The 12,459-nt window shown below is 70.5% G+C and carries 13 protein-coding genes and 1 pseudogene; 2 read left to right on the top strand and 12 right to left on the bottom strand.

The window, feature by feature from the left end; all coding sequences use genetic code 11:
• The first annotated feature begins 37 nt into the window (after positions 1-37).
• The gene (locus FGL15_RS13705; protein ID WP_138946453.1) at positions 38-535 is read left to right on the top strand and encodes a DoxX family protein; all 498 of its coding nucleotides are present in this window, start codon (positions 38-40) and stop codon (positions 533-535) included.
• A 73-nt stretch (positions 536-608) separates the two neighbouring features.
• Here FGL15_RS13705 and FGL15_RS13700 read toward each other — a convergent pair whose 3' ends face one another.
• The 11 genes and pseudogenes from FGL15_RS13700 to tilS form a co-directional block, all read right to left on the bottom strand.
• The gene (locus FGL15_RS13700; RefSeq protein WP_138946452.1) at positions 609-1,322 is read right to left on the bottom strand and encodes a Rossmann-like and DUF2520 domain-containing protein; all 714 of its coding nucleotides are present in this window, start codon (positions 1,320-1,322) and stop codon (positions 609-611) included.
• Positions 1,319-3,139, bottom strand: coding sequence for a PH domain-containing protein (locus FGL15_RS13695; RefSeq protein ID WP_138946451.1), 1,821 nt, complete (start codon positions 3,137-3,139; stop codon positions 1,319-1,321). Before FGL15_RS13695 ends, FGL15_RS13700 begins: the two co-directional genes overlap by 4 nt.
• Positions 3,136-3,747, bottom strand: a complete 612-nt coding sequence (locus FGL15_RS13690) for a PH domain-containing protein (protein WP_138946450.1) — start codon at positions 3,745-3,747, stop codon at positions 3,136-3,138. Before FGL15_RS13690 ends, FGL15_RS13695 begins: the two co-directional genes overlap by 4 nt.
• The gene (locus tag FGL15_RS13685) at positions 3,707-4,186 is read right to left on the bottom strand and encodes a DUF3180 domain-containing protein (protein WP_086474548.1); all 480 of its coding nucleotides are present in this window, start codon (positions 4,184-4,186) and stop codon (positions 3,707-3,709) included. Before FGL15_RS13685 ends, FGL15_RS13690 begins: the two co-directional genes overlap by 41 nt.
• Positions 4,183-4,743: a 2-amino-4-hydroxy-6-hydroxymethyldihydropteridine diphosphokinase gene (gene folK, locus FGL15_RS13680; protein ID WP_138946449.1), complete on the bottom strand. Its 561-nt coding sequence runs from the start codon at positions 4,741-4,743 to the stop codon at positions 4,183-4,185. Before folK ends, FGL15_RS13685 begins: the two co-directional genes overlap by 4 nt.
• Complete coding sequence (gene folB, locus FGL15_RS13675; protein ID WP_079705157.1) at positions 4,743-5,132, bottom strand: dihydroneopterin aldolase; 390 nt, start codon at positions 5,130-5,132, stop codon at positions 4,743-4,745. The genes folK and folB overlap by 1 nt, the downstream gene beginning before the upstream one ends.
• Positions 5,125-5,928: a dihydropteroate synthase gene (gene folP / locus FGL15_RS13670; RefSeq protein ID WP_138946448.1), complete on the bottom strand. Its 804-nt coding sequence runs from the start codon at positions 5,926-5,928 to the stop codon at positions 5,125-5,127. Before folP ends, folB begins: the two co-directional genes overlap by 8 nt.
• 4 nt (positions 5,929-5,932) lie before the next feature.
• Positions 5,933-6,595 carry a GTP cyclohydrolase I FolE gene (folE, locus tag FGL15_RS13665; RefSeq protein ID WP_138946447.1) on the bottom strand — a complete coding sequence of 221 codons (663 nt, stop codon included), beginning with the start codon at positions 6,593-6,595 and terminating at the stop codon, positions 5,933-5,935.
• A 5-nt stretch (positions 6,596-6,600) separates the two neighbouring features.
• Positions 6,601-8,619: an ATP-dependent zinc metalloprotease FtsH gene (gene ftsH, locus FGL15_RS13660; protein ID WP_079705154.1), complete on the bottom strand. Its 2,019-nt coding sequence runs from the start codon at positions 8,617-8,619 to the stop codon at positions 6,601-6,603.
• A gap of 154 nt (positions 8,620-8,773) precedes the next feature.
• Entirely contained in the window at positions 8,774-9,325 is a 552-nt protein-coding gene (gene hpt, locus FGL15_RS13655; RefSeq protein WP_138946446.1) for a hypoxanthine phosphoribosyltransferase, read from the bottom strand.
• Between the two features lie 61 nt (positions 9,326-9,386).
• Positions 9,387-10,393: pseudogene (gene tilS / locus FGL15_RS13650) on the bottom strand (tRNA lysidine(34) synthetase TilS).
• A 129-nt stretch (positions 10,394-10,522) separates the two neighbouring features.
• On the opposite strand from tilS, the gene FGL15_RS13645 reads away from it, so the two are divergent.
• Positions 10,523-11,014, top strand: coding sequence for an inorganic diphosphatase (locus FGL15_RS13645; RefSeq protein WP_064294335.1), 492 nt, complete (start codon positions 10,523-10,525; stop codon positions 11,012-11,014).
• An 87-nt stretch (positions 11,015-11,101) separates the two neighbouring features.
• On the opposite strand, the gene FGL15_RS13640 is transcribed toward FGL15_RS13645, so the two are convergent.
• Positions 11,102-12,397, bottom strand: a complete 1,296-nt coding sequence (locus FGL15_RS13640; RefSeq protein ID WP_138946445.1) for a M23 family metallopeptidase — start codon at positions 12,395-12,397, stop codon at positions 11,102-11,104.
• Between the last annotated feature and the right edge of the window lie 62 nt (positions 12,398-12,459).

Here is a 12,459-nt window from a genome sequence, read left to right as displayed (position 1 = left end):
GGGCACCGACGCCGGAAACGAACTCGAAAGGCTCGTCATGACGACGCTCTCCGACCACCAGCACACCGACCACCGCGAAGCCACCACCGTCCCACCGGTCCCGGCCTCCCCCGCCGTGCCGCGCGGACAGGCGGGGATCGACGCCGGTCTCCTCCTCCTGCGCCTGGCCCTCGGCGTGGTCTTCATCGCGCACGGGCTCCAGAAGTTCCTCGTCGACTCCATCCCGGGCGTCGCCTCCGGATTCGGGGGCATGGGCATCCCGGCTCCAGAGGTCGCGGCGGTCGTCGTCGCCGGCCTCGAGGTGGTCGGTGGCCTGCTGCTCATCGTCGGTCTCGGCACGCGCATCGTGGGCGCCCTGCTCGCGGTGACCATGGCCGTGGCGATGGTGCTCGTGCATCTGCCGGCGGGGTTCTACGCCGCCGACGGTGGCTTCGAGTACGTCATGCTGCTCGCACTCGCGTCGCTCGCGCTCACCCTCGCCGGCCCTGGCCGACTCGCGATCGACGCGCTGATCCGTCGCCGCCGCACCCGCTGACACGGGTCCGCTGACACGGATATCCGCCCGCCTGCCCGGACTCGGGTGGGCGGGCGGCGGTCCGTCCACCCGGCTAGAGCAGCTCGTCGACGTCGGGCGTGGTCGCCCCGCGCAGCGCCTCGTCGACCGACGACCGCACGAGCGAGGACAGGAAGCCGCCGGCGTTCTCCACGCCGATGTCCTGGAGCAGACCCGTCGCCTGCTGCACGACCGCGCGGGAGAAGCTCGCGGCCGTCTCCACCGCTTCAGCGTAGGCCGCTCGATCGGCCTCGGCGATGATCACCGGCTCCGCGCCCATCTCGACGACGAGCGCCTGTCCGATCGGTTGGACCGGGGCCGGTGCGGTCACGGCGAACGACGTCTCGTGGAGCCGGGCGAGGTCGAGGCTCGTCCCGGTGAACACCATGGCCGGGTGGATCGCCAGCGGGATGGCACCGGCGCGCGCGGCCGGAGCGAGGACCGCTGTCCCGAACCGAGCCGAGGTGTGGGCGACGAGCTGGCCCGGCTGCCACGCACCGACCGCGGCCAATCCCTCGACGAGCGAGGCCAGTTCCCCATCGGGAACGGCGATCACGACGAGCTCACTGCGCTCGACCACGTCGGTCGGATCGAGCACCGGCACATCCGGCAACAGGGCGTTCGCCCGTTCGAGGCTCTCCTCCGACACGGCGGTGATGCCGACGATCGCGTGTCCCGCTCCCCCGAGCGCCGCTCCGATAACCGGGCCGACGCGCCCACTCCCGATGATCCCGACGCCGAGCCTGGCGCTCCGTCGTTCCGCGCTCACGTGGTCCTCCGGTCCTGGTCGGTCGTCGGGGGCGGCACGGACGGTGCCGGGCTCTGCTCCTGCCACGGCTCGGCGTCCGCCTGCGTCGTCGGCTGGGTGTCCGACTGCGCCATCGGCTCATCGAGGTAGGGCGCCGGCGCCTGCGCCTCGTCGGGCTGGTGCTCGGGGTCGAAGCTCGCCCACCGGTGACTGCGGTCGGTCGACTGCGCGACCACGATCGCCGCCGACGCCGCGTCGAACATCCGCACCGCCTCGTCGCGGGCCATAGCGGGGAGCTTGGCGATCACCGGGCCGGGGACCGTGTGCGCGGTCGCGGAGGCGAGGTCGAGCGCGCGCAGGAGCGGCCCCTGGTCGATCCGGAGGCTCTGCAGGCGTGCGAGCGGGAGGATGTGGAGTTTGCGCCAGACCACCCCCTGCCGGAACAGCAGCATCCCGTCGCGCAGGGCGTAGCCGGTACGACGCCACGAGAACCAGTTGATCCATCGCGAGCGGCGGGGCGAGCCCACGAAACCGACACCGTCGCGCGTGGCGAGGGCCGACTGCAGGGGCGCCCAGGCGCTGCCGTCGATGCGGCCCGCAAGCATCAGCTCCACGACCTGGGCGGCGTCCACGAGCGACCCGACCGGCAACACCGTGTTGCTCGTCGCACCGCGAGCGGCCTGCTCGAGCGACAGGCCGGCCTTGTTGATCCGCACCCGCCACCAGCCGAACGGGCGCCAGATGATGGGCTGTGACACCTCGATCGCGTGGATCCGGCCGGGCGGGACGGTGTCGTTCGTCGTCGAGAAGAGCCCGAAGCCGATGCGGACGCCCGAGGGCGTCGCCGCGATGCTGTAGCGCAGCGACTTCGTCACGCTCGACCAGACGAAGGCTCCGAGACTCAGCACCATGGGGACGAGCCAGAACCAGGCCCAGTCCAGTCCGTTGACGAGGAGCACGACGCCGACCACGACCGAGATCAGGACGATCACGGTGAACGGGCTGAGCAACGTGGACCCGACCAGGCGCCCGAGCGTCAGGCGCACGACGGAGTCGGGCACCGCCTCCTCCGGGTCGAGTTCGGGCGAGATGAAGTCGTCGACGCGCTCGGTGACGAACCGGGACACCCCGCCGGTGCCGTCGGGCGCCGACTGCGGCGGCAGGGTCGGCTCGGCCGGGTCGCCGGCTGCAGCGGTCTGCCGACGTTCGGCGAGCTTCACCCCGCTCGCGAGCGTGAGCACGTCCCGGCGGAGGCCGTCGGCGTCGGCACCGTACAGGTACTCGAGTTTGACGTTCGCGTCCTGGCCAGCGACGCTCACGTTGATGCGCGAGGCCCCGATGAGCCTGGCGAGGAGCGGCTTCTCGATGGAGACGCCCTGGATGCGGTCGAGCTTCGCCTTGCGGTTCGTCCGGAACAGGATGCCGCTGCGCACCTCGACCGCCTCGTCGGTGACGCGGAAGGTGTGCATGCGCCATGAGAACCAGAACACGGCGATCACCACGATGAGCCCGACGGCGATCGCGAGCAGCACCCATCCGACGAAGCCGTGGTTGAGGATGTAGTCGATCGGGTCGGTCGGCTGCTCCATCCCCGGCGCGGGGATGAAGAACTCGATGAGGCGCTCTCGGAGGTTCGCGATGACGATGCCGAGGATGGCGACGAACGCGATCCCACCTCGGAGCAACGGCGTCGCCGGGTGCAGCCGGTGCCACTGCCCGTCGACGAGACTCTGTCCGGCCATCCGTGGGACGATCGCCTCGGCCGTCGGCTTCACCCGAGGACCCGCGGCCGGAGCCTCGAACCGCTCCGGCGGTCCTGCCGCCTGGTGCTCGCTCACAGTCCGGTCCGCCGGCTCTCCGCCACGGCGACCAGGTGGTCGCGCAGCCCCTCGGCCTCGGCTTCCGGCAACCCGTTGATCACCACTCCGGTCGAGGCGGAGGCGGTCACGAACTTGAGGTCGGCGAGGCCGAACGCCCGCGAGAGGGGCCCGCGGTTGATGTCGACGAGCTGCATGCGCCCGTACGGCACGGCGACGAAGCGCTGCCACATGATCCCTCGGCGGAACAACAGGTCGTCCGCGCGCAGCTGATACCCGATCGATCGGATGCGGCGCGGGATGAACGCAGCGGCGACCAGGGAGATCACGGCGAAGGCGGCGAACGGCCACCAGATCCACGTCCAGTCCCAGACGAGCGCGACGAAGACCACGGCCGCCGTGACGAGCACGAGGCCGGCGCCCTCGGAGATGAACTCGACGGCGATGAGCTTGCGACTCACGCGGCGCCACTCGGCATCAGGCAGTTCGAGCCGCTTGCCGCTCTGCTCCGCGGGGTCGGCGTGGACCGTCTCCGGTGACGTCAGCTCCTCGAGCGGCGTCTCGATCAGCGGCCGTTCGGCGGGCTGATCAGGTGTGGGACGGGGCTCCCCCGGGTGCGGCGTCGTCATCATCATCCTTCGGAACGGTGCAGAACCACTCGGCCACCAAGGCGGCGACGACGAGCGCGACGGATCCCACGATGGACGCGATCACCAGCCACAACGAGCCTATCGCGGGCAGGATCGGGCGGGTCAGGACGAAGAGCAGGATCCCGACGGTCGCCCCGGCGACCAGGGAGCCCGCATGGCTCGAGGCCTTCGCGAGCGCCGCGACCCGCATGGCGCGGAACGGATCGATCCGACGGGTGGCGCGACCGGTCGTGCTGCGGCGGATCGGCCAGGACAGGGCGATGAGGATGATCGCGACCGCCACGAGCGAGACCGCGAGGGTGACGGGCGGGATGATCGACGCGCGTCCGCCGGAGACCATCGCGACCTCGACGAGGAAGCCGAAGACGACGCCCACCCCGGCGAGGACGATGAGCGGTGTCGCGGTGGTGCGGGTCACGGTTGCGTGCCGTCGTCGGGGACCACGGAGCCGTCCTTGGCGGCCGCGAGGGTGTCGAGGCGGCCGACACCGGGCAGCGTCGCGTCGGGGTCGAGCAGCAGCCAGGGCACGACGACGAACCCGCGCTCGGCGGCTCGCGGGTGCGGGACCGTCAGGCGTTCATCGTCGATCGTCTCGTCGTCGTAGGCGATGAGGTCGAGGTCGAGCGTCCGGTCGCCCCAGCGCTCCTCGCGGACGCGGCCGTGCGCGAGTTCGATCCGCTGGAGCTCGTCGAGGAGCGCGTGCGGCTGGAGGCGGGTGCGGACGACCGCGACACCGTTGAGGTAGGCCGGAGCCGACTCGTCGACACCGGACGACTTGACGGCCGCGCTCGAGACGAGCGGCGACGGCCGCACCTCGAGCACCCCGTCGACGGCGGCGAGGTCGTCCACCGCCTGTGCGATCGTCGCGCGGCGGTCCCCCAGGTTCGCCCCGAAGGCCACGACCGCCCGGACGGCACGGGGCTTCGGTGGTCCGGGCCGGCGGGCGGGGTCGTGGATCGGCGTGCGCGAGACCATCAGACGGCCCGCCCGGCCTGGGTGCGGTCGGCCTGGGTGCGCTCGATCGTCACCGCCACGTCCGCGAAGGGCACCGTGATGGGGGCGCTCGGCTTGTGCACGGTGACCCGGACCGCCTCCGCGCGCTCGTTCGCGAGCACCACGTCGGCGATGCGCTCGGCGACGGTCTCGATGAGGTCGACCGGGTCGCGCTCCACGGCAGCGACGACCGCCTCGGCGAGCTCGCCGTAGTGCATGGTCGCGCCGAGTTCGTCGCCGCCGGCGGCCGGGCGGAGGTCCAGCGACACGGTGACGTCGATGACGAACTCCTGTCCGGCCTCGCGCTCGAAGTCGAAGACGCCGTGGTGCGCGAACGCCCGCAGGCCCGTGAGGGTGATCGAATCAGTCATCGGCTCCACCTTGCCATGCATCGAGGGTATCGAGAGCGAGCCTGGTGGTGGCGACGTCGTGGACGCGCACACCCCAGGCTCCGGCCTGCGCGGCCAGCACGCTCACCACGGCGCTCGGCAGGTCGCGCGCCTCCATCGGTGCGTCCTCGGGGAGGAGCGCTCCGATGAACCGCTTGCGGGACGCGCCCACCAGCACGGGGTACCCGAGCTCGCGCAGCAGGTCGAGTCGGGCGAGGATGCGCCAGTTGTGCTCGGCGTGCTTCGAGAACCCGAGGCCGGGATCGACGACGATCCGGCCGGGGTCGACGCCCTGACCGCGGAGGGTCGTCACCCGGTCGTCGAGTTCCCGAGCGACGTCGACCGCCGCGTCGGTGTACGTGGCACGGCTCGCCATGTCGGCCGAGTGCCCGCGCCAATGGCTGATGACGCAGTCGAGACCGGACGCCGCCATGACGCCCGGCATGCGATCGTCGGCGAGGCCACCGGAGACGTCGTTGATGATCGAGGCACCGGCGTCGGCCGCGGCACGGGCGGTCTCCGCGTTCATCGTGTCGATGCTCACTCGCGCGCCAGCGGCGGCCAGTGCGGCGATGACGGGTGCGACCCGGTGCTGCTCCTCACGGGTGTCGACCCGGGCGGCACCGGGCCGCGTCGATTCGCCGCCGACGTCGATGATGGTCGCGCCGGCCGCGATGAGCTCGAGCCCGTGGGCGACGGCATCGTCGACGTCGAGGTACCGACCGCCGTCGCTGAACGAATCGGGTGTGACGTTGACGACGCCCATGATCTGGAACATGCGATCACCCCGCCTGGTCGGCGGACGCGCCGATCAGGACCATCAGCTCGGCCCGTGCGGCCGGATCGGCCAGGGCTCCACGGCTGGCGATGGTGACGGTGGTGCTCGTCAGCTGGCGTGAACCACGCATCGAGACGCAGCCGTGTGCGGCCTGGAGCACGACGAGGACGCCGCGGGGCGCGAGCCGTTCGACGAGGGTGTCGGCGATCTGCTCGCTCAGGCGCTCCTGGACCTGCGGGCGCGACGCGAGTGTGTCGACGAGCTTCGGCAGGGCACCGAGTCCGATGACGAGTTCGTCGGGCAGGTAGGCGATGTGCGCCGTACCGAGGAACGGGAGCAGATGATGTTCGCAGACGGAACGGAAGGCGATGTCGCGGACGAGCACGACGTCGCTGGTCGCGCCCTCCTCGATCGGGATGGGGCGCGCCAGGTGCACACCGGCGTCCTGGCCGACGCCACCGAAGAACTCCGCGTACGCGTCGGCGACACGCGTCGGGGTGTCGGCGAGGCCGTCGCGGGAGGGGTCCTCGCCGATCGCCTCGAGGATCTCGAGGATCGCTGCGGCGATCCGCTCGCGGTCCACCGACGACCGCGAGGCCGAGCCCTGATCGGGCTCGGCCTGCGCGGCTGCGACCGCGTCGTCCGCGGTGTGCTCGCCGTGGGTCATGCGGGCTAGGCGGTCGCCGGTCGCGGCTTCGTCGCGCGGGTGCGCTTGGGCTTCACGGGTGCCTCGGGCTCGGGCTCCGAGCTCACGCCGCCGTCGGCCGCACCGGAGTCGATGGGGGCGGTGAACGATGCGGAACCGACAGCCGAACCCGACCCGACGGGACGCTTCTTGCTGGACAACCAGACGGGGCGCGGCGGGAGCTTCTTGACGTCCTTGAAGATCTCGGCCAGCTGGTTGTGGTCGAGGGTCTCCTTCTCCATCAGCTCGGCGGCGAGGCGGTCGAGCACGGCCCGGTTGGTCGTGATGACCTGCCAGGCTTCGTCGTGCGCGGCCTCGATGAGCTCGCGGACCTGGGCGTCGACGCGCTGCGCGATCTCCTCCGAGTAGTCGCGCTGGTGGCCCATGTCGCGGCCGAGGAACATCTCACCCGAGGACTGCCCGAGCTTGACGGCACCGACGTCGGTGGTCATGCCGTACTCGGTGACCATCTTGCGAGCGATGCCCGTGGCCTTCTCGATGTCGTTCGACGCACCCGTGGTCGGGTCGTGGAACACGAGCTCCTCGGCGACGCGTCCGCCCATCGCGTAGGCGAGCTGGTCGAGCAGCTCGTTGCGCGTGACGGAGTACTTGTCTTCGAGGGGCAGCACCATCGTGTAGCCGAGGGCACGGCCGCGCGGGAGGATCGTGACCTTCGTGACGGGGTCGGTGTTGTTCATCGCTGCCGCTGCGAGCGCGTGACCGCCCTCGTGGTAGGCGGTGATGAGCTTCTCCTGCTCGCGCATGACGCGCGTGCGGCGCTGCGGACCGGCGATGACGCGGTCGATGGCCTCGTCGAGTGCGCGGTTGTCGATCAGCTGGGCGTTGGAGCGCGCTGTGAGCAGCGCGGCCTCGTTGAGGACGTTGGCGAGGTCGGCACCGGTGAAGCCGGGCGACTTGCGGGCGACGACCTCGAGGTCGACGCTCGCGGCGAGCGGCTTGCCCTTGCCGTGCACCTCGAGGATCTTCTTGCGGCCGGCGAGGTCGGGGGCGTCGACGCCGATCTGGCGGTCGAAGCGGCCCGGGCGCAGCAGCGCGGGGTCGAGGATGTCGGGACGGTTGGTCGCGGCGATCAGGATGACGTTCGTCTTGACGTCGAAGCCGTCCATCTCGACGAGGAGCTGGTTGAGGGTCTGCTCGCGCTCGTCGTGGCCGCCGCCCATGCCGGCACCGCGGTGACGACCGACGGCGTCGATCTCGTCGACGAAGATGATCGCGGGCGAGTTCTCCTTGGCCTGCTGGAAGAGGTCGCGGACGCGGCTCGCACCGACACCGACGAACATCTCGACGAAGTCGGAACCGGAGATCGAGTAGAACGGCACACCGGCTTCACCGGCGACGGCGCGGGCGAGGAGCGTCTTACCCGTTCCGGGAGGACCGTACAGCAGGACACCCTTCGGGATGCGGGCGCCGACAGCCTGGAACTTCGCGGGCTCCTTGAGGAAGTCCTTGATCTCCTCGAGCTCTTCGATCGCCTCGTCGGCGCCGGCGACGTCGTCGAAGGTCACCTTCGGCGACTCCTTCGAGACGAGCTTCGCCTTCGACTTGCCGAACTGCATGACCTTGTTGCCGCCGCCCTGCATGCCGGAGAGCATCAGCCAGAAGAAGACACCGATGAGGAGCAACGGGAGGAGGAGTCCGAGCATCGACAGGAGCCAGCTGGGCTGGGGCACCTTGTCGTTGTAGCCACCGGAGGGGTCTGCCGCGTCGACGGCCTCGACCACGTCGGCCGCGCGGGCGCCGACGTAGTAGAACTGCACCTGCTTGCCGAACTCGTCGTCGGCCTTCGTCAGCGTGAGGTCGACGCGCTGGTCGCCGTCCGTGATGACGGCCTCCTTCACCTGACCCTTCTCGAGGAAGGCGAGACCCTCCTGCGTGGAGACCTCACGGAAGCCGTTCATGCTCATCAGGCTGATGCCGATCCAGAAGACCAAGGCGGCGATGATGAGGTACGGGATGGGACCCTTGAAGAGACGCTTGACGTTCATAAGTTGAGAGGCCGGGGCTGGCCCGTTCCCTTTCTGCAGGAGGGGTCGACGGGCGGAGCCGCGTCGCAAATCAGGCTACCCCCTCGCCGCTGGATGCCTCCCCTGTGTTTGCCGTGGGCTTAACGGGGGTGCGGTGTGAGGTTCGTGGAGTGGTTCAGGCGTAGACGTGCGGGGCGAGGACACCGACGTCGCGGAGGTTGCGGTACTTCTCGTCGAAGTCGAGACCGTAACCGACGACGAAGTCGTTCGGGATGTCGAAACCGACGTACTTGCACTCGACGTGCACCTTGGCTGCCTCGGGCTTCCGCAGGAGCGCGCAGACCTCGATGGACGCTGCGCCGCGCGAGGCGAAGTTCTCGAGCAGCCAGGAGAGGGTGAGGCCGGAGTCGATGATGTCCTCGACGATCAGGACGTGACGGCCCGTGAGGTCGGCGTCGAGGTCCTTGCGGATCTGGACGACACCGCTCGACTTGGTGCCGGCGCCGTACGAGCTGACGGCCATCCAGTCCATCGAGAGCGGGATGCGGAGTTCGCGCGCGAGATCGGCCATGACCATGACCGCACCCTTCAGCACGCCGACGAGCAGGACGTCCTTCCCGGCGTAGTCGCTCTCGATCTGCCGGGCGAGTTCGGCGAGCTTGTCGCGGATCTCCTGCTCGGTGACGAGGATGGTCGTGAGGTCGTCGGAAATGTCGCTCTGCTCCATGCGTCGAGTGTATGCGAGATGACCCGGACGCCCGTGCGCCTCCTGCTCGGGGAGCCCCGGGTCAGCGGGCCGCGAAGACGACGCGCCCCGCGTGCCGGGACGCCGTCAGGCCGGGCAGGTCGATCGGACCCTGGCCCGCCCAATCGGTGACGAGCCGCGCGACCTCGATCGTCTGCGACCTCGTGAGCGAGACACCGAACTCGCTCTGCACGATGTAGCGGATGATCCGCTGGCGGAGCGCCGCCGGATTGGCGGCGAGTGCCCCCGCGCTGACGGAAATCCCGGCCTCGGCGTGCTCGACGAGCTCCTCGATGGTCTCCTCGATCATCTCCTCGAACGCGTCCGCGTCCTCGCGAGCGGCGTCGGCGGTGCGGGCGAGGGCTTCGGCGATCCCCGGCCCGAGTTCCGCCTCGAGCACCGGCAGGACCCGTTCCCGGACCCGGACCCGCGCGTAGGCGTCGTCCGTGTTGTGCGGGTCGTGCCACGGTTCGAGTCCTTCGGCCGCGCACGCCTCGCGGGTCTGGGAGCGCCGGATCCCGAGCAGCGGTCGGAGGAGCGCACCGGAGACGGGCGCCATGCCCTGGAGGCTGCCCGTGCCCGACCCTCGGGCGAGGCCGAGGAGCACGGTCTCCGCCTGGTCGTCGAGGGTGTGCGCGAGCAGCACCAGGGACGCACCGACCTCGACTCGCGCGGCGTCGAGTGCGGTGTACCGGGCCGCCCGTGCGGCGGCCTCCGGTCCCCCTCGGAGCCCACCTCGACGGCCCGGACGAGGACGGGGTCGAGCCCGAGGGCACGCGCCTGGTCCGCGGCACGCGCCGCGACATCGGCCGAGCCCGGTTGCAGTCCGTGGTCGACGATCACGGCGCCGGCCCGCAGACCGGCCTTCCCGGCCTCGAACGCGGTCGCGGCGGCGAGCGCGAGCGAGTCCGCACCGCCGCTCAGCGCGACGAGCAGGTCGGCACCGACGGCGTCACGCGACGGCGTGGACGCCGTGCCCGCGATCGCGTCGCGCACCGCCTTCCGGAGGGCGGCGACGGACGGGTGGAGCGGGGGTCGGACGTCGTTCACGCGGACCACGCTATTGCACCGCGCCGAGCGCCTCCCCACACCGTTCGCTCCGGGACGCATCGGTTATGGTTGGTCCTCGTCGGCGACCGCGCCGACTCCACGTCATCCAACCGCGCAAGGAGCAGGCTTATGGCCGAGTACGACGCCGTCATCGAGATCCCGCGGGGCAGCCGCAACAAGTACGAGATCGACCACGAGACCGGTCGGGTCTTCCTGGACCGCGTCCTGTTCACGAGCTTCGTCTACCCCGCCGACTACGGCTTCTTCGAGAACACCCTCGGCGAGGACGGCGACCCGGTCGACGTCCTGGTGCTGCTCGACTTCCCGACCTTCCCGGGCGTCGGCATCAAGGTCCGCCCCGTCGGTGTGCTGCACATGACGGACGACGGCGGCGGCGACGACAAGGTCATCGCCGTCCAGTACAAGGACCCGCGCTGGTCGCACATCCAGGACCTGAACGACATCCCGCAGGCGACGCGCGACGAGATCGAGCACTTCTTCGTCCACTACAAGGACACCGAGCCCGGCAAGTGGGCGCGGATCGACGGCTGGGGCGACGCCGCCGCGGCCGAGAAGATCATCCTCGCGGGCTTCGACAAGCTCAAGGCGGAGGGGCACTGACCCACTGCGGATCTCCGCACACCGCATGACGAAGCGGCCGGCACCCTCGGGTGCCGGCCGCTTCGTCATGCGGTGCGATGCGCTCGATCAGCCGAGCGGCGCCCCGCGGTCGGCCATGAACGGCTGCGCATCGATCGCACTGCCGTTGATCCGGACCTCGAAGTGCAGGTGGCAGCCGGTGGAGGCGCCGGTCGTGCCGACGTAGGCGATGACCTGTCCGGCGGAGACCTGACTACCGACAGCGACCTGGATGCCGCCGTTCACGATGTGTGCGTAGCCGGTCGAGACGCCGGCCCCGTGCTCGATGAGGATGAAGTTGCCGTAGGTGCCGTACCAGCCGGCGTAGCTGACGGTGCCCCCGGTCGCCGCGTAGATCGGGATCCCGCAGCCGCCCGCGATGTCGGTCCCGCGGTGGAAGCTGCCCGAGCTGCCGCCTCCGGTGGAGATCGGGTCACGGTAGCCGTAGGTGCCCGAGATGCTGCCGGAGGCCGGGATCGCCCAGCCCTGGCTGCTGAGCTGACCGCCGTCGGCACTCTGTCCACGCGCCGCCGCTTCGGCCGCGGCTTTCGCCTTCGCGGCCGCGACGCCCGCCTCGTAATCCTTGACGGTCTTCGCAGTGGAGTCCTGCAAGGCGCTGAGCTGCGCGTTGAGTGTGACGATCAGTTCCTGGTTCTGCTCCAGTTTGTCGGCTGCCGCGGACGCCGCCGCCTGGGCGGCCTCCATGGCCGTCTGCGCCGCCTGCCGGAGCGACTCGCGCTCGTCGCGGGCCACACCGGCCTGCTCACCGAGCGCAGCCGCGGTGTTGCGTGCGGCGACCGCCTGCTCGTAGACGCCGTTGCTGTGCTCGGCGACCTGGTTCATGTTGCCGAGCTTGGACAGCAGGTCGGTCGCGCCCTTACTCTCGCCGTCGAGGAAGAGGCTCAGGCTGAGGTCGGCGCCGCCAGAGCGGTAGAGCTGCGAAGCGACCCGACCGGCCTGCTTCGTGGCGGTGTCGGCCTCGGTCGTCTTGGCGTCGGCCTGCGACTGGATCGCGGTGGCCCGGGCGTCGGCCTCGAAGAAGGCCTCCTCAGCGGCCTGGAACTCGGTACCGCGTTTCTCGGCCTCGTCCTGGGCGACCTGCAGCTCGTCCTGCAACTGGACGATGAAGTTCTTGATGTTCGTGACCTCGGCGGCCTTGGCGGCCTCATTGCCCTTCGCGGCCTGGACGTCGTCCCACGAGGGGTAGTCGGCTGCTGACGCCGGACCGGCGACGCCGAACGAGCCGACGATCGCGAGCGACATGACGATGGCGGCGGTGAGGCGTCCTCGCCACCGCACGGAGGACGCCGATCCGGCGTTGGTCGTCCGGCTTCGGCGCCAAGCGCCGGCAAGCTTCTTGCTCATGAAGTAGGGGCCCATCTCGGTTCGCTGCAGTCACATCGGTCACATCGGTACCACTGTCCACG

This window comes from Plantibacter sp. M259 (genome assembly GCF_006065115.1).
Classification (GTDB): domain Bacteria; phylum Actinomycetota; class Actinomycetes; order Actinomycetales; family Microbacteriaceae; genus Plantibacter; species Plantibacter auratus.
Note: the sequence above shows the minus strand (reverse complement) of the source record. Positions and strands in the feature narration are given on the sequence as shown.